Annotated in this window: 14 protein-coding genes and 1 rRNA gene; 4 read left to right on the top strand and 11 right to left on the bottom strand. The window is 45.5% G+C overall.

Translation table 11 applies throughout. From position 1 onward, the window contains the following. Positions 1-27: 27 nt before the first annotated feature. Positions 28-3,285, bottom strand: a complete 3,258-nt coding sequence (locus FBF61_RS19700; protein WP_138480419.1) for a SusC/RagA family TonB-linked outer membrane protein — start codon at positions 3,283-3,285, stop codon at positions 28-30. A 329-nt stretch (positions 3,286-3,614) separates the two neighbouring features. Here FBF61_RS19700 and uvrA point away from each other — a divergent pair, with 329 nt between their 5' ends. Next, positions 3,615-6,467 carry an excinuclease ABC subunit UvrA gene (gene uvrA, locus FBF61_RS19705; protein WP_138480421.1) on the top strand — a complete coding sequence of 951 codons (2,853 nt, stop codon included), beginning with the start codon at positions 3,615-3,617 and terminating at the stop codon, positions 6,465-6,467. A gap of 47 nt (positions 6,468-6,514) precedes the next feature. Here uvrA and FBF61_RS19710 read toward each other — a convergent pair whose 3' ends face one another. The 3 genes from FBF61_RS19710 to FBF61_RS19720 form a co-directional block, all read right to left on the bottom strand. Beyond that, positions 6,515-7,888, bottom strand: a complete 1,374-nt coding sequence (locus tag FBF61_RS19710) for a hypothetical protein (RefSeq protein ID WP_138480423.1) — start codon at positions 7,886-7,888, stop codon at positions 6,515-6,517. A gap of 69 nt (positions 7,889-7,957) precedes the next feature. Further along, on the bottom strand, positions 7,958-8,692 hold the full coding sequence (locus tag FBF61_RS19715) for a LytR/AlgR family response regulator transcription factor (RefSeq protein ID WP_138480425.1): 735 nt from the start codon (positions 8,690-8,692) through the stop codon (positions 7,958-7,960). Then, the gene (locus FBF61_RS19720; protein ID WP_229215137.1) at positions 8,689-9,780 is read right to left on the bottom strand and encodes a sensor histidine kinase; all 1,092 of its coding nucleotides are present in this window, start codon (positions 9,778-9,780) and stop codon (positions 8,689-8,691) included. The genes FBF61_RS19715 and FBF61_RS19720 overlap by 4 nt, the downstream gene beginning before the upstream one ends. A gap of 288 nt (positions 9,781-10,068) precedes the next feature. On the opposite strand from FBF61_RS19720, the gene FBF61_RS19725 reads away from it, so the two are divergent. Further along, positions 10,069-12,933, top strand: coding sequence for a TonB-dependent receptor (locus tag FBF61_RS19725; RefSeq protein WP_138480427.1), 2,865 nt, complete (start codon positions 10,069-10,071; stop codon positions 12,931-12,933). Positions 12,934-13,009: 76 nt separating this feature from the next. Here FBF61_RS19725 and hemC read toward each other — a convergent pair whose 3' ends face one another. The 7 genes from hemC to FBF61_RS19760 form a co-directional block, all read right to left on the bottom strand. Beyond that, positions 13,010-13,942 (bottom strand): hydroxymethylbilane synthase, encoded by a 933-nt coding sequence (hemC, locus tag FBF61_RS19730; RefSeq protein ID WP_138480429.1) that lies wholly within the window; start codon positions 13,940-13,942, stop codon positions 13,010-13,012. A gap of 46 nt (positions 13,943-13,988) precedes the next feature. Further along, positions 13,989-14,891 (bottom strand): 30S ribosomal protein S6--L-glutamate ligase, encoded by a 903-nt coding sequence (gene rimK / locus FBF61_RS19735; protein ID WP_138480431.1) that lies wholly within the window; start codon positions 14,889-14,891, stop codon positions 13,989-13,991. Positions 14,892-14,934: 43 nt separating this feature from the next. Beyond that, on the bottom strand, positions 14,935-15,399 hold the full coding sequence (locus FBF61_RS19740; protein WP_138480433.1) for an ATP-dependent zinc protease family protein: 465 nt from the start codon (positions 15,397-15,399) through the stop codon (positions 14,935-14,937). Then, entirely contained in the window at positions 15,396-16,514 is a 1,119-nt protein-coding gene (locus FBF61_RS19745; RefSeq protein ID WP_138480435.1) for a DNA polymerase III subunit, read from the bottom strand. The genes FBF61_RS19740 and FBF61_RS19745 overlap by 4 nt, the downstream gene beginning before the upstream one ends. A 43-nt stretch (positions 16,515-16,557) precedes the next feature. Continuing rightward, on the bottom strand, positions 16,558-17,751 hold the full coding sequence (locus FBF61_RS19750) for a putative sugar nucleotidyl transferase (RefSeq protein ID WP_138480437.1): 1,194 nt from the start codon (positions 17,749-17,751) through the stop codon (positions 16,558-16,560). Positions 17,752-17,872: 121 nt separating this feature from the next. Then, a complete protein-coding gene (locus FBF61_RS19755; protein ID WP_138480439.1) occupies positions 17,873-18,124 on the bottom strand; it encodes a type B 50S ribosomal protein L31 in 252 nt (83 codons plus the stop codon). 134 nt (positions 18,125-18,258) lie between these two features. Continuing rightward, positions 18,259-19,167 carry a sugar phosphate isomerase/epimerase family protein gene (locus FBF61_RS19760; protein WP_138480441.1) on the bottom strand — a complete coding sequence of 303 codons (909 nt, stop codon included), beginning with the start codon at positions 19,165-19,167 and terminating at the stop codon, positions 18,259-18,261. A 449-nt stretch (positions 19,168-19,616) separates the two neighbouring features. On the opposite strand from FBF61_RS19760, the gene FBF61_RS19765 reads away from it, so the two are divergent. Further along, complete coding sequence (locus tag FBF61_RS19765) at positions 19,617-22,061, top strand: ribonucleoside-diphosphate reductase subunit alpha (protein WP_138480443.1); 2,445 nt, start codon at positions 19,617-19,619, stop codon at positions 22,059-22,061. 451 nt (positions 22,062-22,512) lie between these two features. Further along, positions 22,513-22,586 (top strand): 16S ribosomal RNA (locus FBF61_RS19770); the annotation flags it as partial.

Genomic DNA, 22,586 nt, shown 5'->3' on the forward strand with positions numbered 1-22,586 from the left:
TTCGTAAAAATTTGAATGTCTGTTAGATTAAAAACCGAAACGTAAGCCGACGAGATAGGACTTTGCAACCGGGTAAGAGCCTTCGTCAACGCCCATGTGGGTATCCTGGTTATTTTCTCCCGATCTTCTCAGGTTGATATCCGGATCAAGTCCTGTGTATTTTGTGAGCGTGAACAGGTTTTGTCCCTGAACATAGACCTGGGCAGATCCGATCTTTATCTTTTTCAGCAGGTTTGCAGGCAGGGTATAGGTTAGCTGGATATTTTTCATGCGCAAGTAAGAACCGTCTTCCAGGAAGTAGGACGACACCTGCTGGCTGGTAGCATCACCTGAATTGAGCCGTGGAAGCTTGGCGTTGTCACCTGATTGTTTCCAGGAGTTGTACAGCATGTCTTTTGACCTGTTACCCTGGAAAACATTGAAATCCGTCCAGTATCTTACATAGTTGAAAATCTGGTTGCCTTGCACGCCTTGTCCGAACATGGTCAGATCAAAAGCTTTGTATCCCACGCTGATGTTGATACCGTAAGTAAAAGCGGGGTGAGGATTGCCGATAATCGTTCTGTCGGCAGCAGTAATGATGCCGTCTCCATTTACGTCCCTGAATTTAAAGGTACCTTCCCTGGTATACGATCCGAACTTGGGTGCGCTGGCGGCCTCAGCTTCGTCTTTGATCACGCCATCGACAAAATAACCGTAGTAGCTCGCAATCGGCAGACCGGCTTTCGTGGCCGACATGGCTGGTAAACGTGTGGTAAAGCCAAAGATCGTAGCATTTGGGTCATTATTCAGTTTCAGTACCTCATTTTTATAATGCCCGAAATTGACGCCCACCTGGTAGTTGAAATCACCTCTCTTGTCGCGGTAAGTCAAACCAATATCTATCCCTCTGTTTCTCACTTCACCAATGTTGGTATAAGGGATCGTACCGCTACCGGCAGTTCTTGGAATCGCGATCTGCGTCAGCATATCGGAGGTGACACGATTGTAAGCGTCCAGCACCAGCTCCAGTTTGTTATTGAGTAAGGTCGCATCCAGGCCTATGTTTGTCGAAGTGTTGGTTTCCCACTTGCCGTTGGCATTACCAAACTGGACGAGATCGAAACCTGTAACGATAGAAGTTCCCGACCCGGCGATATCATAGGCATTGTTCTGTGGATCAGATGCATATAACGTGTACGCATTGTATACATTAGGGATGAGTTGGTTACCTGTTTTTCCCCAGCCTACCCTGAGTTTCAGGTCATCCACAAACTTGACCGATTTCATAAAGCTGAGCTCCGTCATCCGCATACCCACTGAAAAAGCCGGGAAAATACCGTAGCGATTAGCCTCGGAAAAACGGGAAGAACCATCGCGCCGTAAAGTGAAATCAGCCAGGAAAAGCTCCTTAAACGAGTAATTGACTTTTCCGAACTGCGAGAACAATGAACTCTCCGTTGCACCTGGCCCTGCGTTGCTCAGACCTGCTACGAAACCGGCATCGAGGTAGCGGTATTCCAGATCGTCAAATGCGAAGTTGCTTCGGCTCGCCCTGAACTCAGCCGCATACGTTTTGACCGCCTCGGTACCAACCAACAGATTGACCGTGTGCACTCCGAACGATTTGTTGTAGTTCAGGGTATTGAACCAGGTATAGGAGCGGTCCACATTGTTGATCACATTGAGACTGTTTGCATTCCTGGCTTCTGCCGCTTCAATGTCGCGATGAAAGTATTCGGATCTGTTGAACTGATTGTATTCCAATCCGAAACTGGTTCTTGCGTATAATCCCGGAAGGATGTCGACCTGAGCATAGGCATTTCCGAAAGCGTGCGTACCTTTTGTGATATTGTCTTTTTCACGGTAAAGGCGGGCGAGGGGATTGGGTGCATTTCCGAGGTTGCTTCCACGGCTTCCTGCAAAACCGTTATAGGGGGACAAGTTTGAACCTCCCAATGCCGCCGGTCCGTTGGTGATATCAAATACGGGGATAATCGGGTGAACCCGGATCGCGAACATGATCGGATTACTTTCGTCATTGTTGACAATGCCCTGTCTTTCGTCATAAGAGAAGGTAAAGTTTTCCCCTACGGTCACCTTGCCTTTGGTAAACTCTGTATTGGCGCGCAGTGAATACCTCTTGTAGTTGGTGTATCTCAAAATGCCATCCTGCTTAAAATAATTGGCAGAAAGGGCATACTTTGCAGTTTTTGATCCGCCCGAAGCTCCTACCTGAAAATTGGCAATAGATGCCGGATCGAAGATGACATCCTGCCAGTCTGTGCCCTCTTTATTGGATTTGGTAATGTTAAAGGCAGTTTTGCCTAGATTGGGATCGGCTATGTCATTCGTATAAGTGTAGTTTCCGGGCAGTGTGCCGTATACATTTGGATAAATATAATCCGCGATCGTCTGCTCGCCGTTGGGCCCGAACTTGTATTGAGCCGAAGGCGAGGTTTCCGATGGACTTTTCCCTGCACCAAGGTCGGACTGATAAAGGTATTGCCCCAATTCGTTGGTGTTCAGAAGATCCAGCATTTTGCCAGGTCTTTGTGTACCGGTATAAAAGTCAAAAGTGATTTTAGGCTCGCCTGGTTTGCCTTTTTTTGTGGTGATAATTACCACGCCATTGGCGGCACGGGCGCCGTATATAGAAGCCGCGGATGCATCTTTGAGTACCTGCATGGATTCGATATCATTGGGATTCAGCTGATTGAGTGTTCCCTGGGTGGGTACGCCGTCGATAACGTAGAGCGGACTATTGTTGTTAATTGATCCAAATCCCCGGATACGTACCATGGTTCCGCCACCCGGTGAGTTATCGTTTCCGACGGTCACCCCTGAGGCGCGCCCCTGCAACATCTGGGTAACACTGGCTGTGGGAACTGCCGTGAGCTCCTTGGTATTGATGACGGTAACAGCCCCGGTGATATCTTTTTTCCTCTGGGCGGCATAACCCGTCACGACCACTTCGGTGAGGTTTTTGACGTCATCTTCGAGTGAAATGTCGATGACGGTTTGATTACCCACCGTGATTTCTTTTTTCAACAAACCAATGGAAGAAAAAACAAGGATAGCATCGGTACCGGGGACATCGATCATGTAATTTCCGTCGGCGTCGGTCACAGTGCCTGTTGCCGTGTTTTTTAACTGTACGTTTACACCTGGTAAACCTGCTCCGTCGACCGAGGAAGTTACCTTACCTCTAACGGGATGTTGCTGGGCAAATGACGGCTGGGCAGTCCATGCCAGCGACACAATCAGCAAAAAACTGAAAAGTGAATTTCGTAAATTTTGTCTCATAAAAAATGATGGGAAAAATGTTAAAAAAATATTAATTAGTATAGGTATAATGCCAAATATATGAATTGGCGTCATATTTTATAATGTATACTATAAATATTTTTATAAGTAATATTGATAAAGTAATGGTTACAAATGATCATTTTCTTTAAAAAAACGGTAATGCAATCGTTTGCATAGTGTTCAAATGCTTCAAAATAATTGTTCGTAAACCACTATACGCCGGGATTTATACGAGGAAAAATATTTGCAACTCAAGGTGTATTTTTGTGGTTATTCATTAGCACGGATTTTTCCGGTATCAGGATTACACTAACATTGCTGCTATTTTGGAATACTTGAATGGTTTAGAAATTGAGGAACAGGACCTCATAGAAGTAGAAGGTGCCCGTGAGCATAACCTGAAAAATATAGATGTTGACATTCCGCGGAATAAGCTGGTGGTGGTGACCGGCATCAGTGGCAGCGGGAAATCTTCACTGGCTTTTGATACGATTTATGCGGAGGGGCAGCGCCGCTATATGGAGAGTTTTTCCTCCTATGCGCGTGGCTTTATCGGGGAAATGGAGCGACCGGATGTGGATAAGATCACGGGCCTTTCTCCTGTTATCAGTATTGAACAAAAAACAACTTCCCGCAATCCGCGGTCGACGGTCGGGACGGTTACGGAGATATATGATTTTCTGCGGCTGTTGTATGCGAGGGCCGGCAACGCCTATTCGTATGTGACCGGCCGGCGAATGGTGAAACAGTCCCAGGATCAGATCGTTAATCAGTTAATGACGCAGTTTCTCGGACAAAAGATCGTATTGCTGGCACCGGCGGTTAAAGGACGGAAAGGGCATTACCGGGAGCTTTTTGTGCAGATCGCACGATTGGGCTATACCAAAGTAAGGGTGGACGGTGAAGTACAGGATATCGCCCCGAAAATGCAGCTCGACCGCTACAAGGTGCATGATATCGAAATTGTGATCGACCGGGTAGTACCGAAGAAAGAGGAGGAAGACCCGCAGTCGCGGTACCGTCTTAGCCAGTCTGTGGCTACTGCGATCAAACAAGGAAAGGGCGCGCTGATGGTTTTGGACGCAAAAGGGGAGACCTATTACTTTTCCCAAAACCTGATGGATCCTGAGTCGGGAATCAGCTACGATGATCCTGCCCCGAACGCATTTTCTTTTAATTCGCCTTACGGCTGGTGCCCTACCTGCCAGGGACTTGGCGTGGTGGAGGAAATTACGGAAGAATCCATTATACCTGACAAATCGCTGAGCATCAGCAAGGGCGGTATAGCGCCCATGGGAGAGTACCGGGAAGCATGGATCTTCAAACAGCTGGAGGTACTCCTCAAAAAGTTTAAGATCACACTGACGACCCCACTGAACAAATTCCCTGAGGAAGCGATCAAACTCGTGTTGTATGGAAGTGAAGATGCTGTGCCGGTACCCTCCAAAAAGTACCCGGGAACGGAATGGGAAACGAAGTTCGACGGGATTGTCAATTTCCTGAAACGCCAGCAGGAGTCGGGAAATGATAAAATCCAGGACTGGCTGAAGGACTTTATGACGATACAAACCTGTCCGGAATGTGAAGGAAAGCGTTTGAGAAAGGAATCACTGCATTTCCGGGTAGACGGCAAGGATATTGCGGAATTGTCGAACAGCGATATCAGGGAGCTGGCCGACTGGCTGGTGAACCTGGAAGACCGCCTGGAAGAAAGACAAAGTGTGATTGGCCATGAGGTATTGAAGGAAATTCGCAAACGGGTTGGTTTTCTTCTTGATGTGGGCCTTGACTACCTCACGCTGAACCGGGCGCTCCGTACACTTTCGGGAGGGGAAGCGCAACGCATTCGACTGGCTACGCAAATCGGTACCCAGCTTACAGGAGTACTTTATATCATGGACGAACCGAGCATCGGGCTGCATCAACGGGATAATGTGCGGCTGATCAATTCGCTGAAAAGCTTGCGTGATCTTGGAAACACGGTACTGGTTGTGGAACACGATAAAGATATGATGCTAGCCTCCGACTATATCCTGGATATAGGCCCGGGCGCAGGTCGTCATGGCGGAAATGTGGTGGGAGCGGGAACGCCTGAAGTTTTTCTTCAAAACGGGTCATTGACAGCGGAATATCTGAGTGGGAGAACATCGATTGAGGTACCTAAAAAGCGCAGAAAAGGAACGGGGCAGGCTATCTCTTTGAAAGGATGTACGGGGCACAATCTTAAGAATGTAAATCTCTCGGTCCCGCTGGGAACTATGGTTTGCGTGACAGGCGTGAGCGGGAGCGGAAAATCCTCTCTGATTCATGAAACGCTGTTTCCACTACTTAATCACCACTTTTATAAATCACGGAGAGAGCCATTGTCCTACAAATCCATTGAAGGCCTGGATCATATCGACAAGGTAATAGAAGTGGACCAGTCGCCGATCGGACGTACGCCCAGATCAAACCCGGCTACCTATACCAATCTTTTTACGGATATCAGGACGCTTTTTGCCGAGCTGCCGGAAGCTAAGATCCGGGGTTACAAGCCGGGCAGATTTTCATTCAATGTAAAAGGCGGTCGTTGCGAGGACTGTGAAGGTGCGGGTATGAAGAAAATTGAGATGGACTTTCTACCTGATGTGCATGTGAATTGTGAAACCTGCAAAGGAAAACGGTTCAACCGCGAAACGTTGGAAGTGCGATTCAAAGGAAAATCGGTGGCGGACATTCTTGACATGACAGTTGAGACCGCACTGGAATTTTTTGAAAACCAGCCACGGATTTTGCGAAAAGTGCAAACATTGAATGATGTTGGCCTTGGCTATATTACTTTAGGACAACATGCTACCACACTTTCGGGCGGGGAAGCGCAGCGTGTGAAACTATCCGAAGAACTTTCCAAAAGGGATACAGGAAAAACGCTGTACATCTTGGATGAGCCCACAACAGGGCTTCATTTTCAGGATATTCGCCATTTGCTGAACGTACTCAACAAGCTGGTGGAAAAAGGCAATACGGTTTTGATCATCGAGCATAACCTGGACGTGATCAAAGTCGCGGATTACGTGATCGATGTAGGCCCGGAAGGCGGTGCGCAAGGCGGACGTATCATTGCCGAAGGGACACCGGAAAAAGTTTCCAAAGTGAAGGGCAGCTATACCGGCCACTTCCTGAAAGAGGAATTAAAATAACGATCCGAAGCATAGAAAATAGCGCGTCTGCTGATTGGGCAGGTGCGCTATTTTATTTCGATTTTGTTCCAATAGGGCAGCGATTCCGATTTGTCATCGTCAATCAGCCGCGCTTCGTAGAAACCCGGTTTTGCATTTACGGGAATGTCGTATTGACCATAGTAGAACATGATGGTTCCGTCGCCATGAGACGGGTCGCCTTTTACATTCGCATTGATCAGCAGGGTTTGCTGCTGATTCTTCAATTGCAGCACGGGGAGCTTACGGGTTGGGTCAAAGCTTTCGTACATTTTGCCCAGCACGGCTGGAAATGGGCTAATCAGTAATGAATGTCCACTGTTTACACTTATTTTTCTGGCTAGTTTGAAGGCGTATGTTTCGGTCGGATAGCTGCCTTGCATTAACCAGACCTGTCCGATTGATTTGCCTTTTTCTTTTGAAGCAATCACATTTCCCATGCTCGTTATAGGCTCTCCGTTTTCCAGATAGGTAATTGCATACGACCCGTCGGGAACGCTCTTGGGAATCGTGAAGGAAAGCGAAGACGGACTTTCGAACCGGGCATTGAGAATAACCGGTGAAGAAAGAAAATCACTCCCGATTTTGATGGTGTACTTGTAAGATGCCGTAAAACCATTGCCTTCCACGAGCAGGATTTTACCGGTAGGGACCGGGTCGAAGAACATGCCCGATTCGCTGATCCCATATATCAGCGCCCTTACTTTTGAAAACTTTAAATTACTGGCTGCAACAACTATTTTTGATCCAAAAGTTGCTTCTATCGAAAGATGATCAGCGTCCAGGAAATCTTTGACGTCCTGAAAATACAGCGTGGCCGCTCCGTAGTATCCTCTGATCTGCTTTTTGGTTTTATCGTCTTTGAGCGTGAAAAACAAGGTGTCCGTCGACCCCGGTGTTTCGGGAGCAGTGCCGACACCTGATATAAAATCGACTGCGACGGTACAATTCTTGTCCTGGTTGGAGTGCAAAACGTCCGTTACATTCAATGCGATTTTTAGTTTAGCCGCATGTTTTACATAGAGTTTAAAAGATCTTATTTTCCCCGATTGGGCCGCAACATCAAAAAGAAGTGGCGGGCTGTTTTTAAATATAAAATTGATCTGCCCGGTTGGGTCATGCGGCGCGGCCACGGTGGCTTCGGGATACAGCTTCAATCTGACATTGATTTCGTCTTTCAGGTAATTTTCAGGAAGGGTTACCAGGTAAGCATGCTGGACAGAATCGAAGATGATTTCGGCAGCACCAGGAATTTCGAGATCCTGAATGTAATCGACTGATGTGCGTTTGGTAATCTCAGTTTTTTCGGGTTGTGGCTCCGGTTCGGAAGAGGGTTTGTCTTTTTTTATACAACCCAAAAAAATAACCTGAAAAAGGAAAAGAGCGGGTACTATTTTCTTCATAGCTTTTGCAAAAGATAGGTGTGTGAATTTGACAATCAAGTCTGTAAAATAAGTACAATAACGGATTTTTTACATCCATTTACTCAAAAACAGATTGAAACCCTCTTTATACTGGTCGCTGACTGGAATCGTAATGGTGCCGATTTGAATGGTATTGCGGGTCACGGCGCTGATTTTGTCGAGATTGACAATGAAAGAGCGGTGTACGCGCATGAATTTGGAGGACGGAAGTTTTTCTTCCAGTGCTTTCAGGCTGGTGAGCGAAAGAATGGGCTTGGGCTCTGACTTTAAATGCACCTTTACGTAATCTTTAAGGCCCTCGGTATACAAAATGTCATTGTAGGCAATGCGGACGAGCTGATACTCGACCTTGAGGAAAAGGTATTCGTCTTTTGGTTCTTGTGTGCCGCCAGACGCGGCTTTTTGCAGGAGCTCTACATAGGTTTGGGCTTTGGAAGCCGCGCGAAGGAATTCTTCGTAATTAAAGGGTTTTAGGAGATAGTCGAGTGCGTCTACGCGAAAACCGTCGAGCGCGTACTGGTTAAAAGCAGTGGTGAAAATAATTCTCGGACCTGGTTTCCCTGCTTTTTCAATGACTCTTGCCAGTTCTATGCCTGTAAGGTCGGGCATCTGGATATCCAGAAAAATAATGTCGATATGTTCGGTATGTATCGCATTCAACGCTTCCACTGCGCTTGAATAGCGTCCTGTGAGCGTAAGAAAAGGAGTTTTTTCGATGAACGCGCACACCAGTCCAAGAGCAAGAGGTTCGTCATCTACGGCAATGCATTTTAATGGAGTCATGCAGTTTCCAGTTCCAGGTGTACCTCAAATTCTTTAATCTCCCGGTTTTCGTTCACTTCCAACTGGTATTTCCCGGGATAAAGCAGATCGAGCCTGCGCTGGGTATTGCTCAGTCCGATTCCGTTACTTTCATCGAGTGCCTGCCTTTTGTCCGTAAACAGCGTATTTCTTACTTCCACATGAATTTTGTTGCCGTCCTGGCGGATCTGAATGTCGATCCGGCTTGGCTGCACAGCGCTCACACCATGTTTGAAAGCATTTTCTATAAATGGTAAAAAGAGCATAGGTGCTATGGAAACATCATGAAGCGGACTGGGGGGGTCAAGGTGGACGGTAACCTTATCAGTGAGCCGCAGCTGCATCAACTGAATGTAATCCTGGGCGAAGGCAATTTCCTGGCTCAGTAAAACAGTACCATGCTGGGTTTCGTACAATACATACCGCATCATGCGCGAAAGCTTGTGCAGCGCCTCCCGGGCAGCTTCCACATCAATGACGGTTAATGCATATATGTTGTTAAGTGTATTGAAAAAGAAATGAGGATTAATCTGCGCTTTCAGGAACGACAGCTCGGAATTGATCTTTTCCTGTTCCAGGTTTTGCCGGTATTGCTTATCGCGCTGGGCATTCTGAACGGCGGCAACGCTGGTACTTAAACCAATAATAATGAGCGCGGTCAGCAGTGCAAAATAGTCCAGCTTTTCCTTGGACTTTTTGGCGCCATTCACCTCCCGCGCAGTTTTAAATGCCCTGTCCATTTGTTCACCGTGATTTACGAAGATTTTTACCTGCTCAATCGTAACCGCCAGCATAAGTACTGATGCCACATTGAAAAGGATAAAGCGTACGTACCGGTTTTTGGCCAGGTATCTTGGGAACCATATATAGTAATTGAGATAAAAAATGCCGATCAGAAGCGAAAACAGGACAGCCTGTTTGATCCAGAAAGAAACAGGAAAGGTAATCTGCCAGCTGAGCGGCTGCCACATCAGCAGCAATGCCAGGAAAACCCATCCTAAAAGATGCGGAAAGAACGGAGGGTATTTTCGGGAAGTGCGCGTATCCATCAGATATTGGTTAGTGAGCATACATTGAACGTAGCATATCGGTACAATTTTACATGGAATCTGTTAAAGTGCCTATTCTAATCGATCAATGTTCCTCAAATACCGACTGATCCACCACAGCACTCTATAAAGGAAAACCGGGAATCCGTGCAAAGCCAGCAGTTTCTTTTTTAATTTTCATCCTGCCACTGATCGTGTAAAAGGAGAATTTGATCGGTACATCTTGTGTTTCTATCTATTGCGTTTTATTACAATTGATAATAGTGGTTATTTTGAAATTCGAATAATACATCAAAGGCAACCCAAACCATGAACATCAATTTACGAATCTTATTATTAATGATCACAACGGGGCTGGCAACATCCTCATTCGCACAGTTTCCCGGCGGCGGCGGAGGCAGGTCTGGCGGTGGTGGTGATTTCAGGCGCGACGGCGGGGACAGGCAGCGGCAGACGGTGATTCCGGGTACGGCCGAAGACACCCGTAAGGGAAGCGGAAAAATAAAAGGGATATTAGTGGATTCCACCAGTAAAAGTCCGGTTGAATTTGCATCTCTTGCTTTGATAGATACGAAAACCAATGCTCCGATCGACGGCACGACGACTGACGACAAAGGGGCATTTACACTTACGAAAGTTGCTTCCGGCGATTTCAAGATCCTGATATCCTTTATCGGTTATAAAACGAAGACGATAGCCAATGTTAAAATAGACCGCCGTACTGACCTGGATCTGGGCACCATTGCCTTTGCCCCTGACGTAGTTCAGCTGAATGAAGTTGAGGTAGTTGGAATGGCTCAGATGATTGAGGAGAAGGTGGACCGGCTTGTTTATAATGCCGAAAAAGATATTACGAGTAAAGGTGGCGACGCTTCGGATGTAATGAGGAAAGTGCCTATGCTGACTGTAGACCTCGACGGGAACGTTTCGCTCAGAGGAAGCTCAAACGTGCGGGTATTGATCAATAACAAGCCTTCGACGATCATCGCGACCAGCGTTGCAGACGCATTGAAGCAAATTCCTGCCGATATGATCAAATCGGTGGAAGTGATCACGTCACCTTCCGCCAAATATGATGCAGAGGGCTCGGCAGGTATCATTAATATCATTACCAAAAAGAGCACTATCCAGGGAGGAACATTGAACCTGGACACGGGGATCGGTAACCGTGGCTCGAATTTGGGGTTGAGGGGAAATTACCGGGTTGGGAAAATGGGTTTCAGCCTCGGAGGGTTCGGGAGGTTCAATTACAACATGCCCGGCAGGACAGAAAACCTCCAGACAGGTAAAATTGAAAGGTTTTCGGTTCGCCAGATGAGTGACACGGACAACAAAATGGCGTTTGGATCCTATAATTTTGGATGGGACTATGAGATAGATTCCAAGACTTCTCTTTCAGCGGGCGTTCGCTATGGGATGCGAAATATGCGGAATACGCAAAATCTGTCCACTTTCAATACGCAGGCGGACGGTACTACGAAAACGAGTTTCCGGGATGTGTCGACCAAAGATCTTTCAGGAACCTGGGATGTTAATGTGGATTATATAAGAACACTCAGCAAGCCACAGCAGGAACTGAGCATTTCGACCCAGTACAGCCGGAATAACAGGACAAACGATTTTGACGCTGACGTATATTCGCTTAGTAACGAACAGCTTAGAGAATTGCTAGGTACACAAGGGAACAACAATAGCAGCCACAATCAGGAGAGTACTGTTCAGCTTGACTATCAGACACCTATCAAAGACAATCAGATGCTTGAAGTGGGAGGAAAAGGAATTTTTCGTCAGGTGGTCAGTAATTATGACTATTACAGCACGGTGGACACGCCCCAGGCTGCAAGTAACCTGAACTACGATCAGAACGTAGCTGCGGGATATCTGTCCTATACTTTTACAACGAAAAGTAAGTTTACGGTCAAAGCAGGTTCGCGGTACGAGTATACCAGCATTGACGCTCGTCAGGGAGAAGTAGGAGACCTTAACCTGCCAGCCTATGGTAACCTCGTACCGAGCATTAACATTTCACAGACTTTCGGCAAAGGCCAGACTATTAAATTGGGTTACAACCGTCGTTTGCAAAGACCCGGGATCCAGTTTTTGAACCCTAACGTAAACGCTGCCAATCCCCAGAACATCTCCGTGGGTAACCCCAACCTGAAACCTGAACTGACAGACCAAATCGAATTGGGGACGAGCTTTTTCAAGAATTCCCTGTACGTCAATGTTTCCACTTTTGCACGTTTCACAAACAGCTCTATTGAAAGTATCCGTACAACCAGCGACGAAGGCGTTATTACCACGACTTACGGAAACATCGGCAACAAAAAGAATTATGGTGTGAACTTGTTCGGAAACATGACATTCTTTAAAAGATGGCAGGTAGGTGGCGGTATGGATGCTTATTATGTGAGCTTGTCCAACAATAGCCCTAATCCTGCACTTAAAAACAACAACAGCGGGGTAGTGGTCAGTGGGAGGTTCAGAACAGGGCTTACCATTAAAAATGGCTGGGGATTACAAGCTGGTGGTTTTGTGAGAGGAAGAGATGTTCAGCTGCAGGGGACACAAGCAGGTTTCCGCATGTATGATTTTGGTATCAAGAAAGATTTTACGAACAAACGTGGAAGCATCGGTTTCGGAATGGAGAACTTCCTGGCTCCGTCATTCAAGATGAAGACCAGCCTCGAATCCGCTACGTTTACGCAGAACAATACCAACTTTTTATACAACAGAGGTTTCAGGATCAATTTCTCATATCGCCTGGGCAAAATGACCTTTGTTGAACAAAAAGCAAGGAGAAGAAAGTCTGTTAATAATGATGACCAGAAAAGTGATGGCGGTGGCGGAATGGATGCTGGAGGCGCAGGTGGTGCACAAGCAGCGCCGGCAATTACAGTGCCGGCAGTAAGACCCGCAGGCGCTACCGGCAGGCCACAAGGCATGCGACCAGCTGGTGACAGTACCGCGGCACCGGTTCGGCAGGGGGCTCCCTTCCAGCCTGGCACTAGACCTGATTCGACTGCAAGACCGGCATTTTCTACGGATTCTACCACTGCAAAACCTGATAGCACAGCCAGGCCGGTATTCCCGGAGACCCCGGTAAAATCGGATTCCACTGCTGTTCCTGCCAAACCAGCAACGCCTGCTGATTCATTACCAAAGAAGGATTAATATCTACTAGTTTATAAATGCAGAAAAGCCCGGACTTTGATTGGTCCGGGCTTTCATTTTTATATCAAAAAAAGGCTCAGGCAGTCCCGTTTTGTTTTCGTATTTCCAGTAAGATCCTGTCGGCTCCAGCTTCAAGGAGTTCATCGGCAAGTGCGGTTCCCAGTTCCTCAGGGTAATTAATTGACCCGCTCTGGGTTTTTCGGATCAGTTCAGCCCCATCAAGACTAATGATCCCGCCTGAGATATTGATCTGATCGTCATGGAGGGCGGCAAGTCCGAATACCGGAATGCTGCAGCCTCCCTGTAGCCTTTTCAGAAACGCCCGTTCGGTAAGCAGGCAGATTTCAGTCGGTCCGTGGTTGAGCAATTGTTTTAACAAAGCTTTTTTATCATCCGGTAAAGAAACGGCACATTCGATCGCGACGCTGCCTTGCCCTACGGCGGGGGTAAATTCATCCAGAAGCAAATGCTCCGCTATTTTATCATCATATTCCATCCGGTGAACGCCGGCATAAGCCAGCAGCAATGCATCACATTGGCCTTCTTCCAGCTTTCTGAGACGTGTCTGTAAATTACCACGCATATCCACGGTTTTAATTTGCGGATAAAAATGCTTTAACACTGCAATACGGCGGGTTGAGGAAGTTCCCACTACGAAAGTTTCGCCGCTTTTCAGGGATAAATCCGTATTGTGGCTTACGAGTACATCATTGGCTTTTTCACGTTCAGTAAAAGCGATGAGCTCAAAAGAATCGTCGAGCTGGGATTGAAGATCCTTAGCGCTGTGTACGGCTATATCAATACTGCCATCTTTCAGCTGGTCTTCCAGTTCCTGTGTGAAAACACCTTTACTGCCTATTTTAGACAAAGACCTGTCAAGGATCTGATCTCCCTTTGTTTCGATGATCACAATCTCGGTGTCCACTCCGCCTTTTTTTAAAAGGTCTTCCACATAATATGCCTGCCAAAGGGCCAGTTTACTTCCGCGGGTTCCTATTTTAATATGCATTTTGATTGCTCCTCACTATTTGTTTCTAACCTTTTACTCATTTATACTAAATACCGACAGTGTCACTTTCATCAGTAACGATTTTGTCCTCGATATACGAAACAATAAGCGATGCTATATCAATCCCGCTTATTTCTTCAATGCCTCTTAAGCCTGGGGAAGAATTCACTTCCATGACCAGGGGGCCCCGTTCCGACTGCAAAAGATCTACCCCGGCAATTTTAACCCCCAATGCTCTTGCGGCAGCGATGGCCGTATGTTCTTCTTCCGGGGATAATTCAATGATACAGCCTTCGCCCCCGCGATGGAGGTTGGATCGGAAGTCACCTTCTGCGCCCTGGCGTTTCATGGCTGCAATTACCTTATTGCCGATCACAAATGCCCGGATGTCAGCTCCTTTGGATTCAGCTATATATTCCTGAATCAGAAAGTTGGCCCTCAACCCATAAAATGCTTCGATCGTAGACTTGGCTGCTTTGATGGTTTCTGCGAGCACTACACCCACTCCCTGAGTACCTTCCAGTAATTTGATTATTACCGGCGGGCCACCTACCATGTGTATGAGCTCGTTTACCTGTGCTGGATTTTTGGCAAAAACCGTTTTCGGGATACCGACGCCGGATTTTGCCAGTACCTGCATGCTGCGCAGCTTATCGCGTGAGCGGAGTATCGCCTGGGATTTGACAGTTGTAAAAACCTTCATTAACTCCAGTTGCCGAACTACAGCACATCCAAAAGCGGTAACCGAAGTTCCTATTCTCGGGATTACCGCGTCGATGCCCGTGATTTGTTTTCCTTTATAAATGATGGTAGGCTTTCCGCCTTCAATCATCACGAAGCACTTCACGTGGTCGATAACAACTGCCTGATGACCTTTTTCTTTTATAGCCTCTACCAGACGCCTTGTTGAATACAGGTCGGGATTGGTAGATAAAACGGCGATTTTCATATAATTCCGGATAATTGAGAAGTGGAGGTAGAGGGCAGGTCAGTTAATTTTTGTTGTTGGCATGAGCTGTTACACCAGAACGTTTCAAGGCTGATAAATCTTTCTGTGAGACGTCAATAATAAAACGGTTCTTCAACAATTTGCGGCCTATCAAAATAGGGTACCGCATTTTCCGCCTGTTGGCCAGTGAGAATTCTGTCCGGATATTTCTTCCGAAAATTTTTATCCTTGTTTTGATCACGTAGCGTTTTTCCTCTCTACCTGATGAATTGCGTATGATCGTTTCTTTAAAATCGGTGACAGAAAATGATTGTTGCGGCGCTCCCTTCTTTGCATCGAGATGAAACCTGAGCACGGTCTGGTCGCCTTCTTTAACCAAACCTACCCGGGAACAGTGAATAGCGGAGGTATTGGCCCCGGAGTCGATCCTGACTGGAATATTGAACCAATCCAGGTCTGGCAGATCCACAATGTCGGTTGCGCCTATAATTTCGATCGGATATTTCATTTTCGCTGGAAAAACAGGGCAACTGTCAATGAGAGATCCAAAAAGACCATTTTAGCTCTAACGTTCCTTTCGATATGGTAATATGCAGTATTTACTTCCTCGATCATTTTTTCCAGAGAGTCAAAATTGACCGCTTTGGAGAAATTCTGAACGAAAGTAAGTTCTTCCTCGGGAACACGCAACAATTCACCGGCCCCGTGGCTCCATACCAGCATATCCCGGAACAGCCGCAGCGCATATTCCATCAAGCCTTTTTGTTTCTCCTTATTCATCACATCAAAGCCATCGGCCAACTTTACAAGATGTGAGACATCATATCTATAGCAAGAGCGCATCCATGCTGCAAACCAGCCAGAGCGGTCGTCTTCATTATCCTGAACGAGTTTGAGGGCTTCGGAAAGATTACCGTCACACAAATAGGCGATCTGATTCGCGGCAGTGTCGCTGACATTCCGTTCTTTTAAATAAGAACGTACTTCTGCGTCAGAAAACGCCGGAACTGCGATGCGTTGGGTACGGGAAATAATAGTGGTAAGCAGCTTGTCGGACTGATCGCTTACCAGCAGGAAAAGGGTTTTTTCTGGCGGCTCTTCCAATATTTTTAAGATGGCATTGGACGAGGAGGCATTCATGATATCCGGCTTCCAGATCAATAGGATCTTGTATTCTCCTTCGTAGGACTTAACGGATAGTTTTCTGAGAATTCCCCGGGCTTCTTCTACGGAGATATTTCCCTGCTTGTTTTCGGCGGTGATAAAATCCAGCCACTCAGGTAAAACGCGGTAGGGATTTTCCAGTAAAAATGAGCGCCAGAGTCCTAAAAATGCCTCACTGGTTTTGCCGTCTACTTTTTTTGAAGTTGCAATCGGGAAGATAAAATGAAAATCCGGGTGCACCAGTTTGCTCATTTTGCCGCAGGAAGCGCACGTGCCGCAGGCATCGTCCTCATGCTGGTTTTCACAATTGATATAGGTAGCAAAAGCCAGTGCCAAGGCAAGACCAGCACCACCAACAGAACAGTCGAACAGCTGAGCATGAGCAAGGTGGCTGTTTTGCACCGAACGTCTCAATGTAGATTTTATAGGTTCCAGTCCAGGAATATCTCTGAAAAGCACGACTGTTTTGGGTTATTTTGATTAAAACCACGCGGCAAATTAACTAAATCCCGCGTTGTTCCTTTGTTTGTTCAAATACTGATCTGAGAATATTTTCCTCGGTTTTACTAAATGCCATGTTTCTTCTGCTGACTGTATCGCTGGCCACGGACAAGGCTTTTTCGAGTCTGTACTCGGCCAATCCTTCGGCTTTCCCTCCCCATGTAAAAGAGGGGGTATGCTTAGCCTGAAAGCCTGCACCGAACACATTTACACTTACGCCGACAACGGTCCCGGTGTTGAACATTGTAGAAATTCCTGCTTTGGAATAATCGCCCATCATCAAACCGCAAAACGTGAGGCCTGTATCTGCCAGGGAGCCGGACGCATAGCTGTGCAACTTTACATTGGTGTGGTCATTTTTCAGGTTGGAGTTGTTGGTATTTGCGCCAAGGTTGCACCATTCTCCCAACACTGAATTTCCCAGATATCCGTCATGACCTTTGTTACTATATCCGAATACCACACAATTGCTGACTTCGCCACCCAGTTTACAAAATGGGCCTACACTGGTATTAGGGCGTATTTTGGTTCCCTGGGCCAAAACAGAACTTTCACCAATAGCAAAAGGTCCCTGGATCATGGACCCTTCCTGGATCAAAGCATTCCGGCCAATGTATATAGGTCCGTGTTCTGCATTTAATACGGACGCTTTGATCACCGCGCCTTTTTCGACAAATACATTTTCAGCATTATAGACATGTGTAAAAGGATCTGAAACAGGCTCAGATTCTTGTTGTTCCTTTATCCTTGCAAAATCGGCCGCGATCTGAGCCCCGTTAAGTAAAAAAATATCCCAGACATTCCTGATCATGGTGAATTTTTCGGCGTACGGGCGAACATCGAAGGACCCCGTTCCTATCTCTGCCGACCATGAAGTCGCAGAACGAACGGCAAGCATTTCGTTCTGATCAGAAACAAGGGCCGAATTAAGAGGTAATTTCAGGATTTCAGTAAGGAGTGTGGCATCCGGGCATAAAGCTCCGTTGATAAACAGGTTGTCGTCTGTAATCCTGGCAGGAAATTTGGAATTGAGATAAGGTGCCGTTTGAAAGGACGAGGACCTGGCGAAGCAGGCGTCCCACTTTTCGGAAATCGTATGTATGCCGCAGCGAATTGCAGCAACCGGGCGTGTGTAAGTAAACGGTAAAAGCTGTAAACGGATTACCGGATCATCGAACAGAATAATATCAGGCATATTTTATTCAAGTATGTGTGACCAAAGTTCGTCCATTTTTCGGTCAGGACAAAAAAAGAAGCAGTCTCCTGATAGCTTTTGCCAAGAGACTGCTTTTGCAAGAACGTAATCTGTTAAGAGATTAAGCGTCTTTTTGTCCGTAACGTTTTCTGAACTTGTCAACCCGACCAGCTGTATCCACAAGTACATTTTTGCCTGTATAAAATGGGTGCGACTGAGAAGAAACCTCAACTTTATACACAGGGTAAGTTTTGCCGTCTTCCCAGGTAATATTTTCGTTGGTCTCTATGGTTGAACGCGTAATGAATTTGAAATCGCTTGATAGATCCCAGAAAACAACGTCTCTATAGTTGGGATGAATATCTTTTTTCATTGGTATATGGTATTATGTTTTCGATACAATTCTCAAAAAGGATTGCAAAAGTAAAAATTCTAATTTTGTAAACCAAGGAAATCAAATGCTATCTTTATTTATATTAATACGATACGTGGAAAAATGCTGCGTATTTAAACCTCGCTTAATTGTTGCTTCAGCACCTCAACACCTTTTCGGGCTTCTTTTTCAAAATCTGTGTAGGTAAAGCATTCAATTGAAAGCCCTCCTTTGTATTGGATTTTTTTCAAAGCACCCAGATATGCCCGGAAATCGTCTCCTTTCACACCAGGAGGGGTCCTACTCTCCTTTTCGGCGATATGGCAATGCACGATATGCTTACCATACTTCACGATTTCAGTAGCAGGTTCGTCCTCTTTCAGCATGTGATAGATGTCGCAAAGCAATTTCACTTTTGGGCTTTTTACAGCATCGACAATTTCCACACCTTCCGCTAGGCTGTTTATGAAATTGGTTTCACCCCTGTTTAACGGTTCCACAGCAATGGTAACTCCATATTTTTCTGCCAGCGGCGCCATTTTTGTTGTGAGCTCGATATGCTGGGCTTTCGCTATATTTCTGTCAAAACCATCCGGGATAATCCGGGATGCCCCGCTTCCGAAAACAATGTATTGTGAGCCACATTCCTTTGCTCTTTTAAGAGCGAGCTCTGTGCGTTGCAGGATTGCTTCGTGATTGGCATCGGGTCCCAGCGTTTTTAAGCTACCCGGGAGTAGTATTACATAAGACCGTATTGGAAAATTTTCGAGTTTGAGCTGCTCGAGGTTTTTCTGGTATTGCGGATCTCCATCCGCAGGAATCAGAAATCCAGCCACGGATTCTTCGATATAGGCACACCCGGACTCACGGAGAAAATCTGCTTTTCCGTATGCTGCAAATACGCCGAGCGGTATTGAGTATTGTGGCTGAGCCACAGCCGAAAAGGCGTCGCTGACCGCAGAACCGGCTAGAATACCTGCGGTCGTTTTTGTAGAATTTATTATAAAATTTCTTCTGGATAAAAAATAAATAGTTTTAATCATGGATTAGAATGTTTTAATCTGTATTATCGTGATGTTATCTTATTTTGAAAGTGATTTTTCCCGGTGAAAATAAAAAGTTTACAAATTTATAATTTTTATAAAGAGTATAATTTTCGTAAAGCGCTGGTTTTCAACCTGAAATAAAGTTTTAACAATTGGATTATTGAATTAGGCTGAGAAAAAAGTTTACAAATTTTGTTGCCTGACTTTTTTTAAAAATATTTTCATGAACCAAATTAAGTATCTCGCTATCTTAATCGACTAGCAATAAGATTCTTAACAATTTGGTAATTTGTATTATCCCTATAAACTGGATTTTTCCCCTAAATACAAGGTTGTGTTTGTTATTAATTTAATGTTATTTCAAGAGATTTTTAAGCCCGGTTTCTACTGAAAACTTCCATAATATACATCACTAACTTCCTTAAAAACAATCAACTGTCATGTCTATGTATGTAATAAAACGTGATAGTCGCCGTGAATCTGTTAAATTCGATAAGGTGACTGCCCGTATAGAAAAATTGAGCTACGGTTTGGATATAAATTATATTCAGCCCGTAGAAGTGGCAAAAAAGGTCGTATCCGGCATTTATGACGGGGTTACTACTGCTGAGTTGGACAATCTTGCTGCCGAAACAGCGGCTTCGATGACCACCAAGCACCCTGATTATGCGATCCTGGCTGCCCGCGTCGCCATCTCAAATCTTCATAAAAATACATTGAAGTCGTTTTCGGCGACAATGAAACGCCTTTATACATATGTAGATTCTAAAACAGGTGAAAATGCTTCGCTGATTTCTAAGGATGTATATGAGGTGATTCGGCAGAATGCGTCACTTTTTGATTCCACCATTATATACGACCGTGATTATGCCTATGACTATTTCGGCTACAAAACACTTGAAAAATCATATCTCTTAAAGGTTGAAGGTAAAATAGTGGAACGTCCGCAGCACATGCTGATGCGTGTGGCCGTCGGGATTCACCAGGAAGATGTACAGGCCGCGATTGAAACATATCACCTGCTTTCTGAAAAATGGTTTACGCATGCAACTCCTACGTTGTTCAATGCCGGTACGCCAAAGCCGCAGATGTCGTCGTGCTTTTTACTGACGATGAAGGAAGACAGTATCAATGGTATATATGATACACTTAAGAATTGTGCTTTGATTTCACAGTCGGCGGGCGGTATTGGTTTGAGCATTCACGATGTGCGGGCTACCGGCTCTTATATTAAAGGAACAAATGGACAGTCCAATGGAATTGTTCCTATGTTGCGGGTATTTAATGACACTGCAAGATATGTAGATCAGGGAGGCGGCAAGCGTAAAGGTTCTTTTGCTATATATATGGAACCATGGCATGCCGATATTTTTGATTTCCTTGATCTGAAAAAGAACCACGGAAAAGAGGAACAACGTGCACGTGATTTGTTCTATGCATTGTGGATTCCCGATTTGTTCATGAAACGTGTGGAAGCCAATGATACATGGTCATTATTTTGTCCGCACGAGTGCCCGGGTCTTTCTGATACGCATAGCGCTGAGTTCGAAAAATTGTATGAGCAATATGAACTGGAAGGTAAGGCGAGGAAAACTATAAAAGCTCAGGATCTCTGGTTTGCCATTATGGAATCCCAGATTGAGACAGGTACTCCATATATGTTATATAAGGATCACGCGAACAGTAAGTCCAATCAGCAGAATTTAGGCACGATCAAATCTTCAAACCTGTGCACAGAGATTATTGAATATACTGCTCCTGATGAAGTGGCTGTATGTAACCTGGCTTCGATTGCACTTCCAAAGTTTGTAGAGCTTGGTTCTGATGGTTTTATGCGTTTTGATCACAAGAAGTTGTACGAAATTACAAAGGTGATTACGAGAAACCTGAATAAGATCATCGATCTGAATTACTATCCAGTCCCGGAAGCGGAAAAGAGCAATAAAAGGCACCGGCCGATTGGTATCGGAGTGCAAGGACTTGCGGATGCTTTTTGTATGATGCGCATGCCGTTTGATTCGGATGAGGCGCGTCAGTTGAATAAAGACATTTTCGAGACCATTTATTTTGGATCAATGGAAGCCTCTATGGAACTCGCCATGCAGCACGGTCCATATGAAACCTGGGCAGGCAGTCCAATATCGAAAGGTATATTCCAGTTTGATATGTGGGGAGTATCTCCTGAAAGCAACCGGTGGAATTGGGATAAGCTGAGGAAAGAGGTAATTCAAAATGGTGTGCGTAATTCTTTGTTGCTCGCTCCAATGCCAACGGCATCTACAAGCCAGATTTTGGGCAACAATGAATGCTTTGAACCATTTACATCTAATATATACGTAAGGAGGGTTCTTTCGGGGGAATTTGTAGTGGTGAATAAGTATTTGCTCAAAGACTTGGTTAGGCTTGGTTTGTGGAATGAGGAAATGAAAAATAACCTTGTACGGGCGAGCGGTTCCGTTCAGCCTATACCGAATATCCCGCAGAACATCAAAGACCTTTACAAGACAGCTTGGGAGATTAAGCAGCGGAGCCTGCTGGATATGTCTGCTGACAGGGGGGCATTCATATGTCAGTCGCAATCCTTGAACATATTCATGGAAGAAGCGAATTTTGGTAAACTGACGTCGATGCACTTTTATGCATGGAAAAAAGGATTGAAGACTGGGATGTACTATCTGCGTACCCGTGCAGCTTCTGACCCGGTACAGTTTACATTAAGCAAGCAGGCAGAGCCGCAGATCGAGCCAGCCATGGCGGTGGTAGACGAAAAAGAACTGAACTACGTACAATATGCCGAGGAGCATACTAAGCCTGTAGCACCGCGCGATAACAGATCTGATATGCAATGTTCATTGGACGACCCGGAAAGCTGTGAAGCTTGCGGTTCCTGAACTGAATGAATTGGATTGTAAAAGAGGCTTCTGGTTTTGCACCGGGAGCCTCTTCTCATTTATTGGAATAGAGCGAAAGCTAACAATATATTAGATAGAACTAAATAAAGAAAAAATAAGATAGTTTAAAACGGGAAGAATTTAATCGAAAACGACGAGCTGAGTATTTCAAAAATTTATAATTTTTTGAACGATAAATAAGTTTGGTTATCAAGCGGTTAGATTTTTTGTAAAAAAAGGTTGACAATTTTTTTGTGTTAGGGTTTGCATGTTAAAAATAAAGCCTGCACTTTTGCACTCCCAATCGGGAACAACGGTCTAGCATACGGCGAGACAACGAGTTCTGAAAGATTCAGAGCAACGTTCTTTGACATGATGAAGAGAGCAAAAAAGATAGTTCGTTAAAGAGAATTCGGCACTATTTTACGGAATAGATGCCACAACAAAATTTACAATGGAGAGTTTGATCCTGGCTCAGGATGAACGCTAGCGGCAGGCTTAATACATGCAAGGCGAAGGGGCAGC

This window comes from Dyadobacter bucti, assembly GCF_005869225.1.
GTDB classification, from domain to species: domain Bacteria; phylum Bacteroidota; class Bacteroidia; order Cytophagales; family Spirosomataceae; genus Dyadobacter; species Dyadobacter bucti.